Origin of the sequence: Micromonospora humida, from assembly GCF_016901255.1 — a bacterium.
GTDB lineage: Bacteria > Actinomycetota > Actinomycetes > Mycobacteriales > Micromonosporaceae > Micromonospora > Micromonospora wenchangensis.
This window is the reverse complement of sequence record NZ_JAFEUC010000003.1, coordinates 212448-239366: the sequence shown is the minus strand read 5'-3', so window position 1 is coordinate 239366 and position 26919 is coordinate 212448. Positions and strand designations below refer to the sequence as shown.

The 26919-nt window shown below is 75.8% G+C and carries 17 protein-coding genes; all 17 read right to left on the bottom strand.

Features of this window, described 5'->3' with window-relative positions:
• Window positions 1-196 precede the first annotated feature (196 nt).
• The 17 genes from JQX11_RS07995 to JQX11_RS07915 are packed head-to-tail and all read right to left on the bottom strand — an operon-like array spanning window position 197 to window position 26915.
• Window positions 197-3628 carry a DUF6519 domain-containing protein gene (locus JQX11_RS07995; protein ID WP_204924344.1) on the bottom strand — a complete coding sequence of 1144 codons (3432 nt, stop codon included), beginning with the start codon at window positions 3626-3628 and terminating at the stop codon, window positions 197-199.
• Window positions 3625-5748 (bottom strand): phage tail protein, encoded by a 2124-nt coding sequence (locus JQX11_RS32995; protein WP_204924343.1) that lies wholly within the window; start codon window positions 5746-5748, stop codon window positions 3625-3627. The genes JQX11_RS07995 and JQX11_RS32995 overlap by 4 nt, the downstream gene beginning before the upstream one ends.
• Entirely contained in the window at window positions 5745-8201 is a 2457-nt protein-coding gene (locus tag JQX11_RS07985) for a putative baseplate assembly protein (RefSeq protein WP_204924342.1), read from the bottom strand. The genes JQX11_RS32995 and JQX11_RS07985 overlap by 4 nt, the downstream gene beginning before the upstream one ends.
• Window positions 8198-10576 (bottom strand): baseplate J/gp47 family protein, encoded by a 2379-nt coding sequence (locus tag JQX11_RS07980; RefSeq protein ID WP_204924341.1) that lies wholly within the window; start codon window positions 10574-10576, stop codon window positions 8198-8200. The genes JQX11_RS07985 and JQX11_RS07980 overlap by 4 nt, the downstream gene beginning before the upstream one ends.
• Window positions 10573-10935 carry a GPW/gp25 family protein gene (locus tag JQX11_RS07975; protein WP_204924340.1) on the bottom strand — a complete coding sequence of 121 codons (363 nt, stop codon included), beginning with the start codon at window positions 10933-10935 and terminating at the stop codon, window positions 10573-10575. The genes JQX11_RS07980 and JQX11_RS07975 overlap by 4 nt, the downstream gene beginning before the upstream one ends.
• Window positions 10932-11276 carry a hypothetical protein gene (locus JQX11_RS07970; RefSeq protein WP_204924339.1) on the bottom strand — a complete coding sequence of 115 codons (345 nt, stop codon included), beginning with the start codon at window positions 11274-11276 and terminating at the stop codon, window positions 10932-10934. Before JQX11_RS07970 ends, JQX11_RS07975 begins: the two co-directional genes overlap by 4 nt.
• Window positions 11276-11782, bottom strand: a complete 507-nt coding sequence (locus JQX11_RS07965; protein ID WP_067303923.1) for a phage baseplate assembly protein V — start codon at window positions 11780-11782, stop codon at window positions 11276-11278. Before JQX11_RS07965 ends, JQX11_RS07970 begins: the two co-directional genes overlap by 1 nt.
• Window positions 11779-12930 (bottom strand): hypothetical protein, encoded by a 1152-nt coding sequence (locus JQX11_RS07960; protein ID WP_204924338.1) that lies wholly within the window; start codon window positions 12928-12930, stop codon window positions 11779-11781. Before JQX11_RS07960 ends, JQX11_RS07965 begins: the two co-directional genes overlap by 4 nt.
• Window positions 12923-13342, bottom strand: coding sequence for a hypothetical protein (locus JQX11_RS07955; RefSeq protein WP_204924337.1), 420 nt, complete (start codon window positions 13340-13342; stop codon window positions 12923-12925). The genes JQX11_RS07960 and JQX11_RS07955 overlap by 8 nt, the downstream gene beginning before the upstream one ends.
• Window positions 13339-13983, bottom strand: a complete 645-nt coding sequence (locus tag JQX11_RS07950) for a hypothetical protein (RefSeq protein ID WP_088645885.1) — start codon at window positions 13981-13983, stop codon at window positions 13339-13341. Before JQX11_RS07950 ends, JQX11_RS07955 begins: the two co-directional genes overlap by 4 nt.
• The gene (locus tag JQX11_RS07945) at window positions 13980-21503 is read right to left on the bottom strand and encodes an eCIS core domain-containing protein (protein ID WP_204924336.1); all 7524 of its coding nucleotides are present in this window, start codon (window positions 21501-21503) and stop codon (window positions 13980-13982) included. Before JQX11_RS07945 ends, JQX11_RS07950 begins: the two co-directional genes overlap by 4 nt.
• Window positions 21500-21742 (bottom strand): hypothetical protein, encoded by a 243-nt coding sequence (locus JQX11_RS07940; protein WP_204924335.1) that lies wholly within the window; start codon window positions 21740-21742, stop codon window positions 21500-21502. Before JQX11_RS07940 ends, JQX11_RS07945 begins: the two co-directional genes overlap by 4 nt.
• Window positions 21739-23583: an ATP-binding protein gene (locus tag JQX11_RS32990; RefSeq protein WP_204924334.1), complete on the bottom strand. Its 1845-nt coding sequence runs from the start codon at window positions 23581-23583 to the stop codon at window positions 21739-21741. Before JQX11_RS32990 ends, JQX11_RS07940 begins: the two co-directional genes overlap by 4 nt.
• On the bottom strand, window positions 23583-24869 hold the full coding sequence (locus JQX11_RS07930) for a Pvc16 family protein (protein WP_204924333.1): 1287 nt from the start codon (window positions 24867-24869) through the stop codon (window positions 23583-23585). Before JQX11_RS07930 ends, JQX11_RS32990 begins: the two co-directional genes overlap by 1 nt.
• The gene (locus JQX11_RS07925; RefSeq protein ID WP_204924332.1) at window positions 24866-25690 is read right to left on the bottom strand and encodes a hypothetical protein; all 825 of its coding nucleotides are present in this window, start codon (window positions 25688-25690) and stop codon (window positions 24866-24868) included. Before JQX11_RS07925 ends, JQX11_RS07930 begins: the two co-directional genes overlap by 4 nt.
• Window positions 25687-26400 carry a hypothetical protein gene (locus tag JQX11_RS07920; protein WP_204924331.1) on the bottom strand — a complete coding sequence of 238 codons (714 nt, stop codon included), beginning with the start codon at window positions 26398-26400 and terminating at the stop codon, window positions 25687-25689. Before JQX11_RS07920 ends, JQX11_RS07925 begins: the two co-directional genes overlap by 4 nt.
• Complete coding sequence (locus JQX11_RS07915; RefSeq protein WP_204924330.1) at window positions 26397-26915, bottom strand: phage tail protein; 519 nt, start codon at window positions 26913-26915, stop codon at window positions 26397-26399. Before JQX11_RS07915 ends, JQX11_RS07920 begins: the two co-directional genes overlap by 4 nt.
• Between the last annotated feature and the right edge of the window lie 4 nt (window positions 26916-26919).

Here is a 26919-nt window from a genome sequence, read left to right as displayed (position 1 = left end):
GACCCGGCCCGCCGGTGCGGGCCCGGGACACAGGTGACGAACGGGGCGGGCCCGAAGGCCCGCCCCGCCGCTTTGTTGGCGACTACCAGAGGATTTGAACCCCTAGACCACATCTGCAATCCGCAACCGTGCTAAGTGGCAGTCACCGACAGCGTAGTCCCGACCGCCGGGCCGACGCAGTCGTGCTTGCGACAGCTCAACTGACGTTGCCGGAGCTGCGTGCACCCCCGGCCACCTGGATGGAGCCGTTCGACGAGACGTTGTCGGTGACCGACCACAGCCGCTTCGCCGGCGCCCCCGACCAGGACGGGTTGCACAGGATCGCCGGCTCGCAGTTCTGCACCAGGTTGTCGCGGATCGCCATGATCGGCCCGCCGGCCGCGAAGGCCCAGATGCCGACGCCCGCCCCGGCGGTCACCGAGATCCGGTTGTCCGAGACGAACACGTGCCGGATGCTGCCGATCTTGATGCCCCGGATGGTGCCCGAACCACGCCACCACGCCTGGTAGAGGTGGATGTCGTTGCCGGTCACCCGGATGGTGCGGCCCTGGATCGGCGGTCCCTTGTGGTAGGACACCCCGATGTGGACCCCCTCGGCGACCTGGTCGATGCGGCAGTCGGAGACCTCGACGTCACCGACCGCCGTGCCGCCGCCGATCACCACCGCGCAGGCCCCCACCGACACCTCCGCCGCGGCGGTCAGGTCCCGCCGGTACCCGCCGGCGTACTTCTCGCCGAAGGCCGGCTCCAGCAGGATCCGGTCGGCGACGCTGCGCAGGTGCCTGGCCGCCGCCGACGGGGTCTGCACCGGACGCGACGGCGGCGACGCCGCCACCGCCGCCTCCCAGGCGCCCTGGCTCAACGCCGAGTCGAAGCGCAGGCTCGCCCCCGGCACCGGCAACGCCACCTCCCGCCGGTCGCGGGCGATGTCGTCGGCCTCCCGCACCTCGATCCCCTCACCGACCAGGTAGTCCCGCAGCGTCTTGCGACCCTCGTCGGTGTCGAAGATCCGCCCGGCGTTCTGCCCGAGCCGCCCCTTGAGCGAGGTGAGCTGCCGCCGGTACGAGGGCAGCTGGGCCGGGTCCTCGGTGGCCACGTCCGCCAGCCGCAGCACGTACGCCTCGGCGGCCTCGGCGGTGCGCTGATCCTCGGCGTTCGGCGGACGCAGGGTGGACAGGGTCTTCCACTCGCTCTGCGGGACCATCGAGTTCATCCGCACGCCCCACCGGCCGACCCGGATCACGGTGTTCCACTCACCCGTCTCCAGCCGGTCGTCACGGTCCAGGGCGAGCCGCCCCACCAACTGGGTGGCGAGCTGACTGCGGAACTTCTCGTCCTTGACCAGTTCGGCCAGGGTCAACGAGGCCGGCCGGGGCGGGCAGGAGAATCGACACCGGGTTACCACCGCGTGGTCCGGGTTCACCAGCAGCACCCCCTGCTGGCCGTGGCCGATGAGGAAGTCCGAGTCGAGCACCCGGACCTTCCCCGGTGGGGTGCCCTGGTCGTTGCGGACGGTCAGGCAGGTGCTCTGCGGCGACGCGCCGGCCACCCCGGTGAGCTGGCAGTGCTCGATCGTCACCTCGGCACAGTTGACGGCCGACACCGGGCCGAGCCGCCCCTCGGCGGCAGCCGGGCCGGGGGTCTCCACCGCCAGGTGCGACACCGACACGGTGCCGCAGTTGACGAACATCAGCGCGTACTCCTGCCCCTGCACCCGGATGCGGCTGGCCGGCCCGCTGCCCAGCACCCGGATGTTGGCCCGGCCGGTGAAGGTGACCGGCACGGTGCTGGTGTAGAGGCCGGGGGCGAAGCAGATCAGCACGTCCCCGGCGGGCAGCGTGGTGAGCGCCTGCACCCAGTCGATGCCGGGCCGGATGGTGATCGTCGCCCAGCCGCCGGTGGCGGACGCGGCGAGCTGGTTGATGGCGGCCTGCACGGTGGTCGCCCCGGCCAGCGACGGCCGCCCGGTCGGGTCGTACGACACCCGGTCGGCGCGGGACAGCGCGCCGGTGAACGTCACCGGCAGGTGGACCGGCTGGCCGGCCTCGTCGAGGAGCTGGGCGGTGACCTCCTGGGTGGCGGCGGCGGAGTCGAGCTGCCAGGCGCAGCGGGCCCGCCCGTCGGTACCGGTCTCCACGGTGACGGTGCCGGCGGTGACCGCCCCGGCGGTGACCCGGCCCGCCCCGCCGGTGACGGTGAACCGGACCCGGGCCTTCGCGACCGGCTGGCCGCCCATGGCCACCCCGGTGACCAGGTCGTGCCCCAACGGCACCAGGGTCGCCGGGCTGCCCGGCACCGGCACCGCCTCCTGGCCGTCCCCGCCGAGCAGGCTCAGCGTGGCCTGCCCGGTCAACGGGGCGAACACCGGCCGGCAGTCGCGCAGCACGCTCCACTGGCTACCGTCCCAGCTCACGACGCCGATCCGGCCGTGCGCCCGGCGCGGCCCGTGCGGGGTCTGCGCGACGGGGGTGGTGCCGACCCGGGGCCACTGCACGTCGTGCACCGCCGAGCGGGCCGGAAACGACCACCAGTCGCCGGTGCGGAAGGTGCCCGCCGCCGAGAACCGGATCTTGATACCGAGTTCCAGGTCCACCTCGACGCCCCCGGCCGGCACGGTGCCCCGGCCGTCCCAGCGGCGCACCCGGGGCCGGGACGGGAAGTCGGCCCGGTCGAGGCTGCCGGTGGCGGTGCCCGGCCGGATCACGATCCGGTCCCCCTCCACCCGGTCGACCTGAACGAGCGTGCCCGGCAGGGCGTTCTGCTCCCGGCCGTCGTCGGTCAGTTCCACCCAGGAGCCGTTGGTGAAGCCGGCGCTGCCGTCGCGGCCCGGGACCTTCACGGTCAGCACGTCGACGTCGATGCTCTCCCACGTCGCCACCGTGGCGGCGTTGTCCCGCGACCAGACGTAACCGGCCGTGCCGGGCGCCCCGCCGGTGAGGATCTCCACCCGGTAGAACTGGTTGTCCAACCCGGTGTACGGCGACCCGGTCGGGATCACGCAGTCCCCGCCGGAGCTGCCCGTCGGGTCGGCGCGGACCGCGAGGGTGCCGGTCGAGGCGGCGGTCAGCTCCGCCCAACCCGGCGGGGTGTCCGCGCAGCCGACCGGGGTGTTCGGCGGCCCGGCCTGCAACAGCCGCACCTGCCACACGGTCCGCAGCCGGGTGGTGGTGTCCGGCCCGCCGAGGGCGACCTCCCGCAGCGCCGGGTCCTCGATCGCCGTCACGTGCTGCGACCACACCTGCAGCCACGCCGCGTAGACCCCCGGCGGCACCGGCGCGCCGGCGGCCAGCCAGGTACCGTCGAGCTTACGGACGAACGGCCCGCCCGCCGGCAGGTCCGGCTGGGCGAACACGGAGAGCGGGGTGTCGTTCTCGCAGAGCACCCCGTCGAGGTAGTAGCGGCCGGCCGACAGCTTCAGGTCGGCCCCGCCGGTCAACCCGAACGCCCCGCCGACCACCGGCGCGCCCGCCGCGCCGACCACGTCGGTCAGCGCGGTGGCCCGCAGGTGCGCCTGGATGTCCTGCTGTTCGTTCCAGTCCGCGTCCAGGTCGACCCGGCCCTGCTGCTTGCGGACGCTCGTCGCGTGCCGCCGCTGGTCGAACGTGACGCGGCTGATGTCGCCCTTCATGGTGTGGTTCCTCCGGTCGGCAGGACGGGCAGGGCAGCGGCAACCCGCCCCAGCGGCAGGTACTCCGCCAGCGCGAGGGTGAGGTTGTGCAGACGTTGCGGGGTCAGGGCACGCCGGAACGCCCCCAGCTCGGCCCCGGACTCCGCACCGGTACGCAGCTCCACGGCGGCGGTGGCAGCCAGCCGGCCGTAGGTGGCGTCGCCGTAGCGGGTGCTCGCCCACGCCGGACCGACCCGGGTGGCCACGTCCGGGTCGTCGGGGCGGGCCTGCTGGGCGAGGTCCGGCTGGCAGCGGTAGCGACGCGGGGTGACCGAGCCGGGCCGCAGATAGCTGAACCGGACGTACCCCTGCTGCCGGCGGGCCACCGTCACCGGCTGGTCGAACAGGCAGTCCGTGGCGGTCAGCACCCGCGCCGTGGTGGTACCCAGCACCGTCACCCCGGTCAGCTCCGCCGCCGCGTCGCCGGCGGCCACCGTGCCGTGCACCAGCGAGTCGGTCACGGTCAGCGGTCCGTCGGTGGTGGCCAGCGCCCCGGTCACGCAGCGGTGCACCACCACCCGGGTCCGGTCGTTGCCGGCGGTGACCGTCAACCCGGTCGCCGCCGGCCCGAGGGTGCAGTGCCGCAGCTCGACCAGGCCCAGGCCCGGCCCACCCCCGTCGGGCGCGGTGACGGTCACCGTCCCGGCGACCAGCAGCCCGTCGACGACCAGCTCACCCGGGCGGTCCCCGACGCCGACCCCGGTGGCCGCCAGCGTGCCCAGCAGGCAGGGCCGCACCCCGACCGGGTCGAGGTCGGTCTGCCGGCGGGGCCGGTCCGGCGGCCGGGGCCACTGCGCGGCCAGCACGCTCAACCGGCTGCCCTGCCCCACCCGCACCGACAGGTTCTCCCGGTAGCGGTGGCTGTCCAGCACCACGATCCGGCCGGTGCCGCCCGGGTGTGCGGCCTGGAAGTCGTGCCAGGCGGTCACCGCCTCGCCCAGCGAGGCGACGACCTCCCCGGCCCGCGGCGGCTCCGTCACGCTCACCGCGAGCTGCCAGTCCACCGGCCCGTCCGCCGCCCCCAGGTCACCCCGGCGCGGGTACGGGCCGGCGCCGACGTCGGCGCTGAACGCGTACCACCAGGAGACCGCGAGACGGTGCACCGGCCGGCCGGCGGCGACGGTGATCCGGCCGCGCACCGGGTCGACCCGCACCACGCTGCCGGTCGGCAGCTCCCAGCCGGCCAGGTCGCAGATCCGCAGCAGGTCCAGCGGCACCGGGCGCAGCTCGTCGGCCGGGGTGGGCTGGATCCACACCACGAACGACGGGTCGTCGTCGCGGAACCAGCGCCGCTGCTCCGCCGACGGCGGGCTGTCCGACGCCAGCGCCGCCAACTCGTCGCGCAACGGGCGGCGGCGCAGCGGACCGGGCACGTTCGCCTCGTCGGCCCGGTGGTCGATGTCCGGCTCGGTCACCGTCGGCCCGGTCAACTGCCGGCCCACCCCCACCGGGTCGATCCACCACCGGCCGTCAGGCGGCGTCACGACCGGCGCGGCCGTCGCCCGGTCCAGCCGGTACGACGGCAACGGCCACACGTACAGGCCGATGTGCCCGATGTTGGGGCGGCCGGTCCCGGTGTCCATCGCCCGCACGTCCACCGTCCGGCAGACCGTCTCGAACGGCCCGCCGACCAGCTCCAACGGCGCGGCGGCCCGGATCGACGCGGTGGCCGGCGCGTCGCGGACGTGGTTGACGTGCTGGGTGGCGACCAACCGTTCGAAGAACTCGACGACGGCGGCGCTCCAACCGGTGTTGGCCCGGGTCAGCTCCTCCAGGGCGGCGGCGGTGCCCTTGCGCCGGCGGAACCGGATCGTGTCGGCCACCCGGGCCCGGTCGGACAACCCGCCGCCGTCGGCCAGCGGATGCAGCTGACCCGCCCCCACCAGCTCACCGAGGTAGGGCACCACCCACTCGGCGCAGGTCTCCACGAACCAGTCGTCGGTGAGTTGGTCGATGTCGGCGTCGAGCGCGGCGGCCTGGGTGGCCAGCACCTCCACCAGGGCGCGCAGCATCCCGCCGGCCGCCTCGTCCCGGCTGCGCAGGGCCGCCGGCAGCAGGTCCCAGATCTCCTCGACCCTCACGATGCCTCCAGCAGGGTGACGTCACCGGCGTCCACGGTGAGCAGATCGGCGGGCAGCAGCACGTCACCGACCCGGCGGGCCGGCGCTGCGGTGATCACGTCGAGGCGGGCCGGCGACTGCCCGGCGTCGTACAGCAGCTCCAGCACGACCGCCGCGACGCCCGGCACCCGGTGCAGCAGCGCCTGCACCTCGCTTGCGCGCACCGGCTGGGCGTAGTCGCGGGCGTCGAAGCTCAACCCGGCGACCAGCGCCGCGCGGGCGGCGGCCGAGACCGCCGCGAACCGGTACCCGGGGGTCAGCAGCAGCCGGGCGGTCACCGCCACCCGGCGGCGGTGGTGGCCGAGGATGCGTACCGGCACCGCCGCCTGGCGGGCGGCGTCCAGCGCCCGCAGCAGGTCGGCGCGGACCGCCGCGTCCGGTGGGATCTCCGCCCCGTCCGGGCCGGCGACGGTGAGCAGGACGAGTTGCCGGGCGTCGTCCCAGACCAGGTCCGCGCGGGCCTTGCCGATCCCGGCGAAGGCGCGGGCGAAGTCGGCGTGGTCGGCCAGTGAGACGACCCGCCCCAGGGTGCGGACCGCCAGCGGCGCGTTGCGGCGGGCCCGGTCCACCCCCTCCGGGTCGTCGGCCCCGGCGGCCGGCACCGGGTTGCCCACCTCCATCAGACCCAGCGGCCGGGACAGCGGGATCGTCAACCGGCCCGGCGCGAGGTCGGCCGACCGCCCGACGCCGCTGCGGTAGGTGGCCACCACGTTGTCCCGCCCGGTGGGCAGCCGCGCCCCGGTCAGTCCGTCGCCGAAGGTGACCGTGACGGTGCCGTCGTCGGCCCGCCGCACGGTGTAGACCCGGGCGGTGGGAGCCTGCCCGAGCAGCGCCGGCACCTCCTGCCAGCGCACCCCGTCGACCCAGACCGCGAGGGTGGTGCGGGAGCCGCTCGCGGTCGCCGCCGGCACGTGGGTCAGCGGCGCGTGCCGCAGCGTGAAGCGGGGGAACGCCTGCCGCGCGTCGCCACTGCCCAGCACCTCGGCCCGGCTCTCACCGTGGGTCGCCGGTGTCACGTTGCCCAGCACCCGGACGCTGTCGCGCCGGTAGCGGCGGGTCACGTTCGCGGTCAGGTCCACGGTGGTCGCGTCCCGCACCCGCAGCACCGTCACCACCTCGCCGACCGGCCCGCCGTCCGGGTCGACGCCGGTGAGCACCAGCGGCCGGCCCGGCTCCAGTCCGGGCGTCGGCCGGGCCAGCTCCAGGGTCGCGGTCGCGGCCAGCGGGGCGGTCAGCGGCGGGGCGGCCGTCGGGAGCAGCCGGCTGCCGCCGAGCACGGTGGTGGTCCGCCGGGAGAAGGTGTTCGAGTCGCCGCCGACCACGGTGACCCGGGTGGTGCGGGCGGCGATGCCGAAGTCGGCGACCGGCGACTCCGTCACCGCGTCGACCCGACGCACCTGCGGCACCCCGGCGGTCTCCAGCACCAGCCACGACCCGGCCACGACCGACGGGTACGACTGGTCCAGGTGCAGCGTCCGCTCGTCCTTGCCCAGCGCGGCGTCGACCCAGCTGTCCTTGCGGGTCGCGTACGCGCCCGGCAGCACCTGGTTGGTGCCCGGGTTCAGCTCGCCGACCCGTAGCGCCACCGGCAACGCCGACCACGGCTGCGCCTGGTGGCCGAACAGCGCCGCCCGTTGCGTCAGCAGGTGGACCTGGACCTCCCGGCCCGACTGGCGCAGCTCCGTGCCGAGCGGTTGGGCGGCCACCGTCGCGTCCAACCCGACCACCGTGTACGCCGGCACCACCGCGCCGCCGTCGGACGCGGCCACCACCGCAGGCAGCACCGCGGTGGCCGAGCGCACCCGGCGCACGTCGTACCAGTCGGGGCCGAGCACCAGCAGCGCGGTGCCCGGGGTGAGCACCGTGTCGACGCCGGCCAGGTGCAGGGTGTCGTCACCGGGGCGCGGTGCGCGGGGCGCGGTGACCCGCAGCCCCACCGCGTTCAGCTCCGGGCGGGCCAGCAGCGGGGCCACCGTCTCGAAGACCTGCGGCAGCTCGCCGGGGCCGGGCACGCTCTGCGCCTGGCTGCCCACCGGGATCGGCACCCCTTCCGGGGCACCGGGGGTGGCGGTGACGGTGAACGACAGCCACGTCGTCGCGGCCACCCCGGGGCGCAGCTCGTAGCCGATCGCGCGGGCCAGCATCAGCACCGAACCGCGTTCGGTGGCGGTGCCGAGGAAACCCTCGTTGGCGATCCGCTCCTGGTAGAAGGCGAGCACGTCCAGGGTGGTCGCCCAGGCGTGCAGCAGCGCCACCGCCGGGTCGTCGACCTCCCGGGTGGTCAGCCCGGCCAGCTCCGGCCGGCCGGAGAGCCGCTCGACCAGTTCGGCGGCGAAGTCCGCCTGCCGGCCCAGCCGGTACCCGACGGCGGCCCGGCCGGGCGGATTGGGTTCCCGGCCCACTCGTGACGTCACAGTCCACCCACCAGGTCGAGGTGCAGGATGCCGTGCTCCGGCACGCTGGGATCGTTGTCGAGGCGGATCACCTCGGTGTCGCCGGCCCGCAGCACCCGGGCGTCCAGTTCCCCGCCGGCGGCCACCCCCACCGGGTGCAGCTCGGTCACCCGTACGTCGGTGACCCCGGGGACACCGACCGCGGCGGCCAGCAGTTGGCTGACGTAGAGCGGGGTGCCGAAGCTGAACCGGTCGGGGTGGAAGAACCCGCGCGCCCCACCCGGCAGGTCGCGGGCGGAGAAGAGGTCCAGCAGGGCCCGGCGTACGTCCGAGCGGAACGCGCCGCCGGTGACGCACACCCACAGCCGCAGCTCCACCGGCAGGTCCACCGGGTCGCGTAGTTGCAGGTCGTACCCGGCGATCCGGAACCGGTCGAGTCGCCCGGCCAGCCGGCGGGCCAGCTCCGGCTCGTCGGTGAGCCGCTGCCCGCCGGTCAGGTCGAGGGTGAGGAACACCGTCCACCAGGAACCGGTCCAGCGGACCCGGGCGGTGGCGTTGGCGACCTCGGGTAGCCGCAGGGCCGCCGCCACCCAGTCGGCGGTGGTGACCGCCCGTTCCTGGGTGGCGAAGGCGACCGGGGCGTGCTGCCGGGCGTGTTCGACGTCCTCCGGGTCGGTGCCGCCGACGGCGGGCAGCGGGTTGGTCGCGGCGAGCAGCCCGACCCGGTCGGTGACCAGGGTGGTCAGCGCGTCGTGGCCGAGGTTGCCGGCCGCGCCGCCGCCGCGCCACCAGGCGACCTGGAAGACCGTGCCGGCCGGTGGTCGCCGCCCCGACACGTCGTCGCCGAAGCGCAGGCTCACCCGGCCGTCGCGTTCGCGTTCCGGGACGAAACCCTGATCGAAACGGTCGGCGTTGAGCAGGTCCCGGCGGGGCCGCCAACTGCCCTCGGTGGTCTCCAACCGGATCAGCGGCACCGCGGCGCGCGGGTCCTGGTCGAGGGCCTGGCTGGCCGGGGTGTCGGTGGTGAACGGCACCGCCGCGGCGACCGGCTCGTCGGTCAGCACCGGCCGCCACCGGTGCTCGGCGGCCGGCGGAAGCTGCCCGGACACCGCGCTGGCGTGCTGGACGGCCACCAGGTTGGCGCGGGCCACCGCACAGGTCACCAGGTGGTCGGTGCCCGTGCCGGCGACGGAGGCGGTGACGGTCAGCGGGAAGGCCAGCCGGTCGGCGGCGCTCCACCCCACCTCCAGCACGGCCACCCCGGTCACCGGGTCGGTGGTGGGGCGCACCGACACCAGCCGGACCACCTGCCGGTGGGTGGGGTCGGCGTCGGCGCGTCGACCCGTGCGCGGGGAGAGCACCTCCTCCAGCAGCAGCAGGTCACCGGCGGCCAGGCCGGTGGCGGGCAGATCGACCAGGGTGGCCCGGGTCGCCCCGGCGGGCAGGCCGCAGTCCCGGCCGCCCCACACGTACAGGGCGATCTCGTTGCGGGCGGCCCGGGGCGCGAGCGGGGTCAACGTCTCGAAACCGGTCGCGCCGCCGGCCAGCAGCGCCGTCGCGTCGGCGGGGCGTACCGCCGGGGTGGCCCGGTCGGCGGCCAGCACCGGGGTCCCGGCGGGCAGGCCCCGACTCTCCACGTCCGACCCGGCGGCCACCCGCACGCTGAGCCAGGCGCGGGCCGCGCAGCCGTCGTGCACCGCGTAGTCCAGCAGCCGGGCGTGCCGGCGTACCGAGATCCGGCTGCGGGCGGTGCCCAGGTAGGCCTCGGTACCGGCGGCGTCCTGCCGGTAGGACAGCCGGTCGGCCACGTGGGCCAGCGCCTCCACCATCGTGACCAGCGGGTCGGCCGGATGCCGGTCGGCGCCGCCGGGCAGGGCGGCGAGCCGGTCGAGCATCAGCCGCCGGAACCCGGCGTAGTCCTTGGCCAGGTAGTCGGCCGGCGCGGTGGTCGCCGGTGGCGGCGGCACCGGCGGGGCGGCCGGCGCCGGGTCCAGGTCGCTGGGGCAGTTGGCCTTGAACGAGAAATCCTGCGCCGACAGCACCGGGTCGAAGCCGGGTGGCACCCGGTCGTCCACCGCCGAGCGCACCAACCGCAGGGTGTACGGGGAGAAGTCACCGGCCCGGTCCACCCGGACGGTCAGTTCCGCCCCGGCGGCGGCGACGCTGAGCACCCGTACGCCGGTGATCCGGACCCCGCCGTCGACCACCACGTTGCCGACGGCCAGCGGCGCACCGGCGGGCACCCCGCCGGTCTGGCCGGGCAGCGGGTGCAGGAAACCCACGTGCAGCAGCCGCTGGTCGGCGGCGTCCACCTCGACCCAGTCGATGCCGTTGAAGGCGCTGCCCGGCCGGGCCACCTCGGCCCGCCGCTCGTCGTCGTCGCACCGCACGCTCATCCCGCACCCCTCTCCACCGACACCTGCGCCGGCCGGCCGGTGGCCCGCAGCCGGTAGGCGACGTGCACCCGCACCGCCGCCTCGGCCAGGTCGACCCGGACGTCGTCGACCTCGATCAGCTCACCGAGCCACCGCTGCAACGCGCTGCGGGCCTGCAACTCGGCGGTGCCCACCACCGCGTCGTCGACCGGGGCGAACAGCAACTGGCCGAGGCCGGCGCCGAAGTCCGGCCGGTTGACCCGCTCCCCGGGCGCGGTGAACAGCACCGCCTCCACCAGGTCGGCGACGTGCCGGTCCGGGCCGGCCAGCCCGGAGCGGCCCCGGTTGTCCGGCCGCCACGGAAACGCCGGGTACGTCATGACGCCACCGCCCGGACCTGCACGCCGGCCACCGTCGGCGGCCCCTGCGGTACGCCCTCCGCGCTGACCCCGAGCCCGACGCTGGTGCCGAGCACCGGCGGCTGCCCGTTGACCAGCACCCGGGCCGCCGGGGTGGTCCACTGGAGCTGGACGCAGGGCTGCGGCTTGGTGCCCGCGCCCACCGGCACCTGGAAGGTGCACCCGGTGACCGGGTACGCGTCGGTGGCGGTGACCACCGGCAGGCCGCCGACCAGCACCCGCGCGTTGCCGGTCTGCGGGGTGACCGGGCCGGTGTGCGGGCAGGTCAGCACCGCCCCGACGTGCAGCAACGGGCCGGGCATCAGGTCACCGTCAACGCGGTCTGGTTGACCGCCACCGTCGGGCCGACCAGGGTGATCGAGGCGCCCTTGCCGTTGGAGATGATGATCCCGGTGTCGTTGATCGAGATCATCGCCCCGGTCAGCGTCTTGAGCAGGATGCCACCGGTCGGGCCCGGAGCGTCGGAGATCATCAGGGTGGCCTGGCCGGGGGTCTGCAACACGATCGGCGGGGTGGGCGGCGGGGCCGACGACACCAGCGCCGGGATCTCCGCCTTGGAGCCGTACCAGCAGCCCGTCCAGATCGGATGGTCGGCGTCGCCCTGCTCGAACTCCACCCACACCCCGGTGCCTGGCAACGGCACGGCGAACATGCCCGCCTGGATGCCGGCGAGCGGGAAGCAGGGCATCGCCCAGCTCGACGGGGGGAGCGTGACGTCCGGGACGGTCACCTGGATGCGGCCCTGCTGCAACGGATCGAGGTGGTTGACCACCGTGCCGCGATACTTGCCGTAGTACCTCGTCGTCATGGCTGTGCCCTTCCGGAGGTGGAGACCTGGGCGTTGCGGCCGAGGGTGAACCGCTGCTTGACCTCGCCCGCCCTGACCGTGGTGGTCACGCTGCGCACCACGTACTCGCCGTCGTAGGCGCGGCCCGCCCCGCGCACCCCGACCAGCCGGCGGCAGCGCAGCAGCCGGCCGTAGCGCAGCACGTCAAGCGAGCCGGACCCGGTGATCACGTTCGCCGACTGGGCGGCCCGGGCCAGACCCCGGGCGAGGGTCTGCACGACGTCCATCCGGGCGGTGGCGTCGTCGGTGCCGTCGGGGTTGGACCGCCCGACATTCATCCGCCGGTACGACAGCGGAATCGGGATCTTGCGGCCCAGCGGCGGGTTGAGCGGGCTGACGTCCGGCACCGGCAGCGGAATCGGCACCCGTACCTGCTCGGGGAACGCGGTGAGCAGGTAGACGGTCTTCTGCACCCCGTCGAAGGAGAACGACAACGACTCCACGTTGGAGCCCGCGTCGGCGTTGACCGTCAACGCCGGCTGGGGCTGACCGGCACGCACCTCCGGCCCCCAGTAGGCGGTGTTCATCCCCGGGGTCGGCCCCGGCTCCAGGTAGAACGTGTAACCCACCTCGTCGGCGAGCTGCGACACGTACGCGAAGGTGGTGCCGCGTACCGCCGGGATCCGCTGCACCGGGTTCGGCGCGAACACCAGCACGCTGGGCACCACCATCGGCACCACCCCGTACGCGGCGAACGGGGCGAGCAGGGTCAGCACCCGGGCCTCCGCCGGCATCGGCATCGGCAGGTCCGACAGGTCGATCAGGTCCATCATCTGGCTGACGTCCACCCCGGTGAGGGTGAGCGTCGACGCGCCCGCGTCGTTGCTGCGGGCCACGTCGTGCCGGGTCACCACCCCGTCGGAGAGCACCTGCGGCCGCCCGTCGAGGTGCAGCACCAGCAGCACCCGGGTCGGCGGGTCCAGGCTGCCGTCGGCGAGCATCCGCTCCACCGGCGACCCCCGGCCCAGGGCGAGACGCAGCTGGAAGCCCGAGCGCTGTCCGGCGTTCTGGGTGACCTGCGCCTCCTGCACCGCCGCCACCAGCTCCATCGGGGCCGGCCGGAAGGTCAGCGGCCCGATCAGCACCTGCAACCGCACCCCGCTAGGCATCGAGGCTCCCCGGGAACCCCTCGGGCAGGGCCACCCGGACCACCTGGCCGGGGCGGATCAGCTCCGTCGGGTCGAACACCCCGTTGGCGTCGCAGAGCTGCCAGAACGCGGTGGGGTCGCCGACCGTACGGGCGGCCAGCAGGTCGACCCGGTCGCCGTCGGCGACCGGTTCCCAGCCGGCGGTGGCGAGCCGCTCGGCGGGCGGCACGAACCGGCGACGCAGGTGCACGATCTCCTCGCCGGTCTCCGGGTCGACGGTGACCGTGGTGCCCACGGCGGCGTACCGGCTGTCCGGCGCGAGCGCCCCGGGCGTCGGCTGGCCGCCGGTGGCGCCGGTGGCGGCGAAGAGGGTCTCCGCGACCCGGCTCTGCGCGGCAACCAGGGCCGGGTCGGTGTCGGTCGGGTCGCTCATGGCAGCCGGTCGATGCCGAGGTCGGCCAGCCGCCCGCCGCGCGCCCGACCGGCGAGCTGTTCGAGCTGCTGGTGGGCGGCCATGGCCAGGCCGCCGGCCCGGCCGTCGGTGCCCACGTCGTTGACGGTCAGCACCCGCAGACCCAGCCGGATCTTGGCGCGGATCGGGTTCAGCATCGGGTCGAACGCCTCCTCGGTGATGGTCAACTCGGTGATCCGTACCGGCCAGAGCCGGCGTCGTCCGAAGGCCAGCAGCACCAGTGGCGCCGGCGGCGGCACCACCTCCAGGGTTCCGGCGGCCAGCAGCGCCGCCGCGTCCTGCACGGCGGCCAGGCTGGGGTAGGCCAGCGACTCCAGGGCGGCCAGTTGCGCGGTCAGCCCCAGCTCCACCGTCTGCGGGTCGGTGAGCTGGTCGGCGGCGTCGAGGTCGGCCTCCAGGGTGAGCGTCTGCACCGGCGGGCCGGTGATCCGCAGCGCCTCGCCCCGGGCCCCACCCTCGGCCCCGGCCGTCTTGAGCTGGAAACCGCGGGTCAGCGCGTCCGGGTTGTACTGCAGGGTGATCACCCGGCGGCTACGCCCGCTGTCCGGGTCGAGCACGACCAGGCCGGCGCGCAGCAGTCGGGGGCTGAGGGGACTGGTCACGGGGTGCCTCCAGAGGTGGGACGCCGCCAGCGGATCCGCTCCGCCACGGCCCGGGTGATCCGGCCCTGCATCAGCAGCGGGTCCAACCCGCTGAAGTCGACGGTGCAGTCGGCCAGCTCGGTGATCCGGATCTGCCCGGTGGACAGGCCGAGCCCGTCGAAGAGCAGGTTCACCCGGGCCACCGTGGCGCTCTGCAACGACACCGGCCGCAGCCGGCCCGGCAGGCCGCCACCACCGCCGGCCCGCCGTACCCCACCGCCGACGGCGAGGTGCACCAGCGCGTCGGGGGCCAGCACGATCTCGTTGCCGCCGCCCAACGGCAGGGTGATCTCCCGGGGGTTGTTGACCGACAGGTCCACGTCGACGTTGCCGATCGCCAACCTGCCGGGCGGGCCGGTCGACGGTTCGTCGCTCTGCACGTCGGCGACGGTGTGCAGCAGGTCGTCGCGGGAGGCGGCGGTCGGTCGCAGCAGCCGGTTGAGCCGCACCAGGTGCTCGGTGCGGGCCTGGCTGACCTCGCCGGTGTCGAGCTGCCACCGCAGGAGGTCGACGTTGTTGTCCGGCGGGGGCGCGCCCTCCGCCCCGAAGCTGGGCAGGTGCACCCGGTAGACCAGGTCGTCGCCCTCGACGATGAACCGGCCCGGGGTCCACCACGGCAGCGCGCCGGTGAGCCGGCGGTAGTCGACCGCCCCGTCGCGCAACGCCAGCCGCACCTCCCAGCTCCGCTCACCCCAAAGGAATCCGTCGTGGGTGACGTCGAAGTCGATGTGCCCGTTGAGGCTGTCCAGCACCTCGCCGATGCGGTAGGCGTCCAGCACCCGCACCAGCGCGTCCCACTTGCCGGCCAGGTCGGCCCGGCGCTGCGCGCTGGTGGTCCGGGCCGGCGGCGGGGCCGGGATCGGGGAGCCGCCGCCCAGCATGGTGGCCAGGTCCAGCACGAACCGGGCGTTGCGGATGTCCAGCGACGGCAGCTCACCCGAGCCGCTGGTCAGGTCGTGGGTGAGGTCGCCGAGCAGCCCCTGCTCGACGAAGACGTACAACCCGAGCCCGCTGTCGGTGAAACTCAGCCCGGTCACCTCACCGCCGCGTACGGCGATCCGCCGGCCGGGGGCCGCCGTGCCGTCCGGACCGGCCGGGTCCTGCTCGTAGCCGATCGAGGTGAACCGCAGCCCGTGCTCGGGGCGGCCGGTCGGTGCGCCGAGGAACAGCAGTTGCCGGCGCGGGTCGGCGGTGACCTGGGCTCTGATCGCGGTCAGCGTGGGCTGCGCGAGGTTGAGCCGCAGCCCACCGTGGTCGAGGAAGTCGACGCTGAGCCCGCCGGCGGTGAAGTCGGCCGTGCCGCCGGACAGGAACGTGCCGATGTCGAAGCCGACCCGGGCCGCCTCGATGGCCCCGATCCGCAGGCCGCCGAGGATCCGCATCCCCTCCGCCGTGCGGGTCGCCTCCACCAGGAAGCCGTCCTGCCCGGCCGCCGGCACCAGCCGCAGCTCCCCGAGCACCGCCTCGACGTCCGGGCTGAGCCGGATGGTGGTGCCGTCGTGCAGGTCGACCAGCAGTCCGCTGGCCCGGGTCTGCTGCACCACCAGCTCGCGCAGCAGCAACCGGCGGAACCGGCCGCCCGGGGTGCCCGCCGGCCACAGGTCGACCCGGGCCCGCACGCTGATGCCGAGCAGGGTGATCGCCCCCGCGCCCGACGGGATCCGCAGGCCGAGCGCCGCGCCCTGCCAGTTCAGCGCGTCCACCGAGATGGTCGCCAGGCTCAGCCCCGGCTGCCCGTCCGGGCCGATCTCGATGTGGTCCGGGCCGACGCTGACCACCCCGGTGTCCAGCCCTTGGATGCTGACGTGCTGGTCGTGTTCGCCCGGCCGGGGGCCGACGCCGAGCTGAGCCTCACCGCCGACCACCCGGGCCTGGATCCGCCCGCCCCGACCGAAGGCGAGGGTGAGCTGGGCCGCCCACAACGCGCCGTCGACGTGCAGCGCGGCGTCGATCCGGCCGGCGATCTCCACCCGGGTCACCCCGGTGGTGAGCCGTCCGGCGGTCACCCCCGCCGCCGCCGACCAGCGTAGGCCGCGCAGGTCCACGTCGAGGATCTCCAGCGGCGGCCGGTCCGGTTCCCCGGCCGGAACCGGTTCGGGTCGGCCGAGGCCGACGTCGAGCACCCCGTCGCGGTAGCGCAGGTCCCGCCCGGTGATCCGGGCGATGTGCAGCCGTTCCAGGTGCAGCGCGGCGGCGGCCGGGACGACCCGACCGGCGGCGTCGCGCTGCTCCGGCGTGCTGTCCCAGCGACCGCTGGCGGTCAGCCCGTCCAGCACGGTCGGCCCCCGGGAGACGATCCGCCCGTCGCCGGCCCGCCAGTCGATCGCGCCCAGCTCGATGCGGGCCGGGCCGACGTCCTCGAACCGCAGCCCGCCGGCCCGTTCCGTGACCAGCCGGCCACCGAGGCCCGCCCGGCGTACGGTGACCGCGCCGTCCGGGGTCCGCAGGGTGGTGTCGGTGAGCGTGAGGCCGTCGAGTTGGATGCGTTGGCTGTCGGTGGGGTCGCTGACGATCCGGCCGGTCACCGGGTCGACCCGGTGCGGCCCGGCCTGGATCAGGTCCACGGTGACCGTGGCGGCGTCCGGGCCGGTCGGCCGGCCGCCCACGGTGCCGGTGATCGTGGTCGGGCCGCCCTGCACCGAACGGGAGATCACGGCGAACCGGAGCCGGTCGAGCTGACCGACGGTCAACCGCCCGGAGTAGGTCAGCTCCTCGCCGGTGAGGTCCACGTCGAGGTCGCGCAGCCGCACCCCGATCAGCGCGCCGGAGACCACCTCGACGCTCATGCCCGGTGCCGGGTCGGTGACGTCCATGCCGATCCGGTCGGCGTCGATCCGGTCGATGACCAGGTTGCGCACCAGCGCGCCACGGACCTGCCGCCCGGCGGCGTTCGCGCCGGTGCGGACCCGCACGTCGAGGCTCATCCGGCCGATCCGGGTGCTGCCCCGGGCGTAGACGCTGCGGCCGGGGGAGTTCCACGCCAGCCCGGTCAGTTCGGTCTGCTCCACCACCAGGTCGGGCAGGCGCAGGTCGTCGCCGTCGGGCAGCACCCGGCCGTGGATCGCCTCGCCGGGTGTGCCGTCGGCGCGGGCCGGTGCGGTGAACGCGATCCGCTGCGCCTGCACGCCCGGCCCGGAGACCCCGGTCACCGCCAGTTCACCCACCCCGAACCCGACGGCGGCCCGGCCGACCGGCAACCCCGCGGCGGCGGCCGGGCCGGCCAGCTCGGCGGGGAGCGCACCGCCGCCGACGGTGTCGAGGTCGGCGCGCACCCGCAGCCGGGACGCCGTCAGCCGCTCCACGGCGGTGGCCCCGGCGCGGACGTCGGTGGCGGTCAGCGCGGCCAGCCGCACCTGCACCCCGAGGGTGGCCGGGTCCAGGGTGACGTCGAGCCCGCCGACGGTCAACCCGCCGACGGTGACGCCGAAGTACCGCCGGGCCTGTTCCCGCAGCAGCTGAAGCTCCTGCTCCTGGGCCCGGGTGCGGTGCCCGGGCTGGGGGCGGCCGGCGGGGTCGACCGGCTCGGCGGCCAGCGACTCCAACTCCCGCAACCGGTCCAGGTCGGTCAGCCGACGGGTCAGCTCCGCCCGCCGCTGTGCCCAGCGCGGCTCGTCGGGCAGCAGAGCGAGCTGGGCGGTGACGTCGGCGCGGGTGGGCAGATCCCCGGCGGCCAGCCGCAGTGCCGGTGCGCCGGCCGGGCCGGGCAGCAGGCGTACCCCGGCGAGGGTGGCCGACCCGGTGCTGCCCCGGGCCGTCGTCGCCGCGTCGGCGGGAACACGGTCGCGGCGGAACCTGGTGATCAGCTCGTCGTCGGGCAGGTACTCCCCGGCGCGCGACGGCAGGGACGCCTCGGCGTGGATCGGGTCGATCTCCACCCCGGCGGCCTCGACCCGGCCGGTCAGCCCGGTGACCCGGATGCCGCCGACGTCGATCGACCCGCCGACGGACTGGCGGAGCTGGTCGGACAGTTCCACCAGCCGGCGACGTTCGGCCTCGGACAGCGACTCGGCGTGCCAGCGGTGCCGGGCCTCCAACCGGTCCAGTTCCCGCTCGGCCGGCTCCAGCGCGGTGAGCTGGCTGTCGACGGCGCGTAGCCGCTCGTCCAGGGCGGCGCGTTGCGATCCGGTGGCGGTCTCGCGGCGCAGCCGCAGCGACTCCTGCTCGGCGCGCAGCCGGGCCGGCAGGCTGGTGGCCACCCCGATCAGCGTGCGGCCGACCTCGATCCGGCCGACCTGTTGCAGGCCGGCGAAGGAGAGCCCCTCGGCGGTGGCGCTGGAGAAGCTGACCCGCAGCGAGTGCATCATCTCCACCGCGTCGGTGACCCGTTCGCCGACCGTCCGTGGTGGACGGAACACCCCGTCGGTGAGCAGTCCGATCGTCGCGTTGGCCAACGGTGTGAAGATCTCCCCGGCGGTCAGCGAGGTGAACTGCTGGGCGAGGAACGGCGCTCCGGCGGTGTACGGGGCCAGCAACGCGTCGCTGATCTTGGACAGGAACGGCAGCCCGCCGTAGAACGAGATGACGTTGTGCAGCAGGTGGATCAGCGGATCGATGATCGGGATGCCGACCCAGCCGTGCCGGCCCGGCTCGGTCAGGTTCTCCTGCCCGGTCGCCCCGGCCCGAAAGGCCAGCGTGGACAGCCCGAACCGGGTCAGGCCGAGCAGCCCGCCGGGCAGCCCGTCGCTGGCGTACACCACGTCGGAGACGCTCAACGCGCCCATCCCGGCCTGCGCGCCGACCGGCCGCTCGTAGCCCCGGTCGGAGAACGAGGCGACGATGTCCAGGTCGGTCAGGGTGATCCGGCCCGTCCGCAGCGAACTGCCGGTGAAGGTGCGGTTCACCCCGTCGAGTTCCAGCCGGGGCAGCCTGATCCGCAGCACCCCCTGCCGGGCGTCCACCGACAGCGACAGCCGGTTGGCGCGTTCCCGGTCGGTGTCGCGCAGCCGGGCACCCCCCAGGTCGCCGCTGATCCACTGGGCGTCGTGCAGGTCGAACTCGTCGACGGTGACCTCGTCGGTGAACAGACTCAGCCCGGTGCGGCTGAGGAACAGCAGCTTCAGCCCCACCGCGACCAACCGGGCCAGGTCACCCACCACCGTCGGCGTGCCGTCGGTGCGCAACGACTCCGGATCGAACGTGGGCCGCCGGGTCGCGTGGTACAGCCGCAGCTCCGCCACCAGCGTCGCCAGGGCGGGCAGCAGATCCGCGCGGACCTCCCGGGAACGCAGGAACACCCACCGCCGGTCGTCCAGCGCGTACGCCTGGATGATCAACGACCGTAGCTCGGTGACCCGCCCGGCCCGCCACAGCCGGTCGTCACGCAGCCGGTCCCGCAGCTGGTCGCGGGCCTCGACGCGGCGCGGACCGGCGATCGCGGTGACGGCGAGCGAGGCGCGCATCTGCGGGGTCATCCCGGACTGCATCCGGGCCCACCGGTCCGGGTCCTCGGCGGCCAGCCGGGTCTGGTCGGCCACCGGCAGGCTGCGCACCAGCTGGAAGGCCAGCCACGCCTCCCGGGGGTTCACCGCCCAGTCGGTCAGTCCGATCGCGAGCAGGCCGCGGGTTTGCCGTTGCAGGTGCGCCGGGTCGCGCAGGGCGAGCAGGTCGAGCAGCTCGGCCCGCCACATCTCGTGGGTCAGGTACGCGTCCGGCAACGCGGCGAGGATGCGGTCCAGGTCGCGCAGGGCGTCCAACCGGTGCACGGCGGTCCGCAGCGCCTCCCGCCCCCGGGCATCCGGACCGGCGGTCGCGCCGGTCGGCCGGTCGTAGCCGATCAGCCGGCGGACCAGCTCGACGGCGTTCACCCCGTCCAGGCCGCCCTGTACGATCCGATGGATGTCCGCGACGAGCCGGTCGGCGTCGACCTGCCCGGCGCTGCGCCGCCGCCGCTGCAGCGGTTCGGCGAGGGTGCCGACGCCGGTGTAGCTGCCGCCGAGCACGTCGGCGGCGGGGATGTTCTCCTCCAACCGGTCGAACCAGCTGCCCCGGTCGAGCTGCCGCCACCGGTCCTGGGCGGCCAGCGGCAGGCTGCGCAGCAGCAGGTACGCGAAGCGGGCCTCGTGGTCGCGGATCGCCCAGTCGAACAGCCCGTACGACAGCAGCCCCTCCACCCGGGCCAGGTTCCGGTGCTCCGCGCGGGCGGCGAGGACGACCAGCAGCCGGGGACCGAGCGGCGCGTCGACCCGCTTCTCCTCCCACGGCACCTGGTCGAGCAGGGTGTCGAGGTGGCCGCCGTCGTCGAGCTGGCGGACCGCGTACCGCAGCCGGGGCCCCGGCTCGGGCGGCCCGGCGGTGGTCGGCGCGGCGGTGGCCGGGGTGCCGGCGGTGGGTGCGGCGGGGGCCAGGTCGGCGAGCTGGCGCAGCGCCTCGTCGGCCCGGCGGTCGTCGATCAGCCGTTGCACCCGGCGCAGCCGGGTGGCCAGGTCGGTGTCCCGGTCGAGCCGGGCGTCATCGGTCGACACCCCGCCCAGCGCGGTGACCTGCTCGCGCAGGGCCTCGGCGTCGTCGCCCGCCGGGGGCCGCTCGGCCAGCAACGCCCGGAAGTGCGTCTTGCGGTCACCGGCCAGCAGCTCCCGCAACACGCTGGTCCGCAGGGCCCGCAGCACGTTCAGGGCGGTCCGCCGCCGCACCGGGTCGAGCCCGTCGGTGTCCAACCCGTGCACGTTGTCGGCTTCCAGCACCCTCAGCAGGTAGGGGGTCTGCCCGCCGAGGGCGGCCAGCGCGGCCCGGGGGTAGGCGCGGTGGTGGTCGTCGTCGAGGTTGCCGGCCAGGTCGGTGCGCCGGGGCGCGGGCAGGCTGTGCACCAGGCTGCGGGCGACCACGAACGGCAGGGTGTCCAGGATGCGCAGGCAGCCCCGCACATCGTCGCCGGAGACCCACAGCCCGTCGAGCAGGTCGATCATCCGGGCCCGTTCCGCCCGGTACCGGCGGTCCACCAGCGCGCCCAGCTCCGCCTCCAGCGGCCCGGTCGTGGCCTCCTCGGCCGGCGCGCGGTCGGGGGCCGGCGGGGTGGCCGGGCGCGACGGGGTGGCCACGGCACCGGTGTCGGCGGCGACCGCCCCGGCCGGCAGCCACGCCACCGGCCGCCACAGGGCCCGCCCGGCCGCCGCCGCGTCGGCCAGCGCCCGCGCCTCGGCCTCCGGGTCGGCCACCTGCCGTCCCGGGTCCGCCGTCGTGCCGCCCGCCTGCGCCAGGTGCCCCAGCTCGTGCACGAGCAGGGCCCGCCCGGCGGCCCGGGACGGGTCGAAACCCGGGGCCAGGTGCACCACCTGGTCGGCCAGCAGCCCGCGCGCGCCGTGGTTGGCGGCCCGGCGACCGTCCCCGCCGAGGCGTACCCGCACCGCGTCGGGGCGCAGCCCCAGCGCCGGGGCGTACCTGTCGACCAGGCCCCGGGTCAGCGTGGCGAGGGCGTCGTCACGTGCCGCGACGGGTTCCGTCGCCGGGAGCGGCGCCCGCTGCGCGGCCGGGCCCGGGGCGGTCACCGTGGCCACCCGGGCAGGCGCAGCCGGACCCAGATCGCCTCGGCCAGCGCGGTCGGCAGGTCGGCGGTGGCCGGCGCATCGGTCACCGGGGTCACTGTCGACGGCAGCCCCCGCTGCGCCAGCAGCCGGGTCAGCCGGGCACCCACCTCGGCCGCCAGGGTGGCGTCGACCGGCCCGTCGACGCCGGTGACGACCAGCCGGCGGATGTCGACCTCGACGGTCGTGACGTCGGCGTTCACGACCACAGCCCCGGATCGGCCGGCCGGTCGTGCTTGGCGTACTCGGCGGCGACCGCGTCGAGCACGTGCCGCATCCCGACCGGGGTGCCCTCCCCGGCGGCGACCAGCGCGGCGCGCAGCGCGACGGTGTGGATGTCCCCGCCGGTGAGGTCCAGTTCGGCCAGCCGGGGCAGGTCCAGGTCGGCGGTGGCGACCCCGGGCGGGAAGGCCCGCCGCCACAGCCCGGCCCGCTCGGCGGGACCCGGGTGCCCGAACGGCACCACCACCCGCAGCCGGCGCAGGAAAGCCGGATCGATGGCGGTGCGCATGTTCGTGGTCAGCACCGCCACGCCCCGGTACCGCTCCATCCGTTGCAGCAGGTACGACACCTCGATGTTGGCGTACCGGTCGTGGCTGTCACGCACCTCGGAACGGCGGCCGAACAGCGCGTCGGCCTCGTCGAACAGCAACACCGTGCCACCCCGTTCGGCGGCGTCGAAGATCCGCCGGAGCTGCTTCTCGGTCTCCCCGATCCACTTGCTCACCACGGTCGCCAGGTCCACCCGGTGCAGGTCCAACCCGAGTACCCCGGCGACCACCTCGGCGGCGAGGGTCTTGCCGGTGCCGCTGGGCCCGGCGAACAACGCGCCCACCCCGAGGCCCCGACCGGTCCGGCCGGCGAAACCCTGCTCGACCAGCAGCGCCCGACCGGCAGCGGCGGCCGCCAGCTGCCGCAACTGGGCCAGGGCGGGCGCGGGCAGCACCAGGTCGTCCCAACCGGCCCGCACGTCGATCCGCTCGGCCAACCCGTCCAGGTCGCGGCGGACCCGCCCACGGACCAGCTCCCGGGCCCGGGTGACCGGGTCGTCGCCCGACCCGGCGGCGGGGGTAGCGGAGTCGAGGATGTCCCGGTGCCCCAGGTCGAACTCCCGGGCCAGCCCGGCGGCGGCCGACGCGGCGGGGCCGGGCAGCAGGTCCCGCCACAGCGCCCGCTGCTCGTCCCGGGTCGGCCGGTCCACCGTCGGCCCCGGGGTCACCCCGTCGAGGGCGACCGCGCGGGGCGTGCTGACCACCACGTCACCGACGAGCCGGGCCAGCAGCTGCGACACGGCGGCGCTCGCGTCCGGTGGTTCGTCGCCGGTCAGCTCGACGACCAGCACCGGGTCGGCGAGCACCACCTCCCGGTTCCACAGCCGGGCGAAGGCGTCCCGGTCGGTCACCGCCCGGGGCAGCTCGGCGGCGGCCACCCGGTGCCCGGTCCGGCCCACCGTCGTGCAGGCCGCCGCCACCACGTCGAGCCGGTCGTCGTGGTCGGGCCCGCACACCCGCAGCGGGCGTCGCCCGGCCTGCCAGGTGGCGCAGAGCTGCCGCACGGCCCGACGGCGGCTGGCCGGCAGGATGGCCGGCGGCGGGGGTAGCGCCACCAGGTAGGGCCGGAGCCGTTCGTCGAGCCGGCCGACGCCGTGCAGCTCGTGCAGGACCCGCTCGTCGACCCGCAGCGGGGCGTGCGGCAGGGGGCCCTCGGCCAGCTCCACCAGCCGGGCCGCGCGCAGTGGACGGTCGGCGGCGAGGGCGTCCCAGTGCCCGCCGGGCAGGGCGTCCAGGCACCAGGCGAACGTGGGTGGCCGGTCCAGCAGGCCCAGCTCACCGGCGACCGTGGCGGCCAGCACGTCACGTTCGAAGCCGGTCAGCCCGAACCCGGTGCCGATCCGGTCCAGCGGGGAGCCGTCGGGCGGGGCGTCGGCCGCCGGTTCCCCCTTGAGTAGCAGGCGGATGCGGTCCAGTTCGCCGGCCAGCCCGTCGCCGCCGGCGGTGACCGGGGGCGGGGCGGGCCAGCGGGCGGCCGGGCGTGGGGCGGGCATCACAGCACCACGGCCGGGCCGTCGTACCGGCCGGTCGGGTCGGCGTGCAGCGGACTGTCCACCCCGTCGACCCGCAACCGGGCCAGGTACGTGCCGGCCGGCAGGTCGCGGAAGGCGAAACCGATCCGCCCGGTGCGCTCCCCGCCGGGCGGCACCCCGTTGCCGGCGGGCGCGGCGAGCACCGTACCACCCGTCCCGGTCAGCCCTAGGGTGACCTGCTGGCCGGTCTCGACCCCGGGGACGACGTCGACGGTGACCGTGCCGGTGCGCAACAGCACCCCGTCGACCGTGCGGCTGGACTCGACCACCACGTCGGCGGGGGCGACGGTGATCGTCGGCCGGTAGGTGACCGGCACCGCGTCGGAGCTGATCGCCGGCCGGGGCGTGGGCGGGTCACCCAGCGCCACCGCGTGGGTGACGACCAGACCCCGGATACCGGCCGCGACGGGCCGGTCGAACGCGGTCAGCGGCAGCCGCAGCTCACCGGCGGTGACGGTGGCGGGGCTGGCCGACGCCGCCCCGATCCGCACCCGTACGTCCGGCCCGGCGAGGTTGCGGCCGGTCACCACCAGGGTCGCACCGGCCGTGACCGGGGTGCCGGTCGGCCCGTCGGCGCGTACCTGGTCGACCTCGGGGCCGTCGACGTCGATCGTGCCGGCGCTGACCGCGCGGACCGGCAGCGGCTCCCGCGCGCCGCGCAGCGGGTCGATCAGCACCACCGACACGTCGAAGAAGACACTGCTGCGGTACGGCGCGCTGAACGCCGACCAGAGCCGGAAGCTCTCCTCCCCGCCGGGGCTGTTGGTGACGCTCACCCGTAACTGCTCAAGCTGCTCGGCGAGACGGGAGTCGGCCACCGGGGCGGGCAGCGTCGGGTCCGGCGGGTCGGGGGCGAGCGAGCGGCGGATCGCCGCCCGGGTCAGCACCGGCGTCTCGTGCAGCATCGCCAGCAGGTGCCCGAGCAGGATCTCCCCGGTCAACGGGTCGTGACCGTAGACGCTGGCCACGTAGTGCAGGTCGACACCGAGCGGCGGCGCGGCGACGTCGTCCCCACCGGTGCTGCGCGGCGGCGGCCCCAGGTTGGCCCAGGTGGGATTGCGGGTCACCCGGCTCAGGAACAGGTTGACCTGGTTGCCCTCCTGGTTGCCGACGGTCACCCGGTCGGGTGGGCCGGCGGAGACCGACACCCCGCCGACCGCCGACGACGCGCCGGTGGCCCGCAGGTACGCCATCAACTGCCCGCGCAGCACGGCGGTGACGGCGGCGAGGGCGTACCCGGTGCTCATCGCGTCACCCCCGCTCCGCGCAGGTACGACTCCAGTTCCGGCGCCGGGCCCGGGGCGACGGCGGTTGCCGGGGTGAGTGTCGGGGCGGTGACCGCCGGGGGCGTCGCCGGATTCCGCTGCGGGGTGAGGCGGACCTCGATCCGGCCGATGTGCACGTGCACGGCGACCGGCTCCGGTGCCCGCGCGTCGGCCCGGGTGACAGGCGTCCGGTGGGCGGGCGGGGGGGTCGGCGCGACGTGGGGCACCGGCACGGCGGGGACCGGTGGGGCGACCGGGGCCGGCACGGCGGGCGTCGGGGCGGCCGGCCGGGGCGGCGGATCGTCCGGGTCGTCCCGGCGACGCGCCGGTGCCCCGGCCGGCGCGGTCGGCGTGGTCGCGGTGACCGGCGGTCGGGGCGGGGCCTCCCGGGTCGCCGGCGTGGGTACGGGCGCGTCCGGTCGGGGCGCGTCCGCCAGCGCCGGAACCACCACCGGCCGGCCGGGCCCGGTCACCGCCGGGGCGCGGGCGCCGGGCGGAGGCAGCGGTCGGGGCGACCAGGGGACCGGTGCCCCGGCCGGCGGCGCGGGCGGCGTCGCCACCGCGACGGCCGGGGCAGGCTCAACGACCGACGGCGTGCCCGGTGCCGGTGGCAGCGGTGCCGGCGACGGCGGCTGGTCGGCCGGCCCGCCGGGCGGCGTTGGGGTGGCCGGCCACTGTGCCTCGTCGGCCGGGAAGCCGGCCGGTTCCGGCTCCTGTGGCTCGAACCGGCCGAGGGGGCGGGGACGCAGCCGGGGCGCGGTCCCCACGGCCAGGGCGGCCAGCGCGGCCAGGTAGCCGCTCACGGGACCCGCTCCAGGTACGCCGCCCGCCGGTGCGGACCCAGCGCCAGCACCTCCGCCTCGGACCAGCCGTACGCGCGGGCCAGCCGGTGCACCTCGTCGAGCAGCCGACGCACCCGGACGTCGGCGGCGTGCCACGCCCAGGCCGGCACGTCCAGCAGCGCCTCGGTGTCGCCGCCGCAGCCTGGACAGGTCAGGGCGACCGCGACGACGCCGAGCGGGTCACGCTCGGCCATCGCGGCGGACACCGCCGGCAGCGCGGCGGACGGGTCGGCAAGCGGTGGATCGGCGTCGAGCAGGCAGGCGTCGAGCAGCCACCGCTCGGCCGCCGCCGCGTCGCCGGCCCGTGCCGCCCCGGCCAGGTCGGCGGGGGTGGGCAGCCGCAGGGTGAGCCGGTGCCCCCGCCAGTGCAGGGTGAACGGGCCGGCGGGCCGGTCGGCCCGCTGCGGCGCGGCGGCCAGCAGGTCGGCGACGGTGAGGGTCACCTCCAGCTGTTCGGGGCAGGCCGGACAGTCCGTCGTGGTCGCCACCCGGCCGCCCGTCCAGCCACCGGCCGTGGCGAGCAGCAGCGCCGTCACCTCGCCCACCGGCAGCCGGTCGGCGTCGGGCCGGCCGAGCAGCAGCAACCCCCGGCGCGGCGCGGGCTGACCGAGCGCGTCGTCCCAGGCGTGGACCAGCGCCACCTCGGTCGACGGCGGGCCCGCGACGGTCACGACCCGAGCCGGGGTTCGGCCGGTTCGGTGACCGCCTCGTCGCGCTCCCAGCCCTCGTTCTCCAGCTTGAGGTGCTCGATCGCCACCGCGTTGGCGTTGGCGTCCAGCTCCGGCAGCGCCTGGTACTCCGACACCCAGCAGCGGAACAGCCGGTACGACTGGGCGACCTGCCCGGCCTCGTTGAGCAGCTCGATGGTGATGTCCCGGCGGAAGTCGGCCAGGGACACCTCCGCGCCGGCCCCGGCGTGCAGCGCCCAGATCCGGCCCGCCCACTGGGCGAACTCGGCGTCGTGGGTCAGCCCCCGTTCCAGGGTGACCGCCTCGAACTCGGTCCGCCCCGGCGACTTGTGACTGGTCGACGGGTTGCCGCCGTCGCGGTGCTTGACCACCTCGGTGGTCCGCTTCAACGCGCTGACCTTGCTGACCCCGGCCACGTAGCGGCCGTCCCACTTCACCCGGAACTTGAAGTTCTTGTACGGGTCGAAGCGCGTCGGGTTGACCGCGAACTGCACCATGACT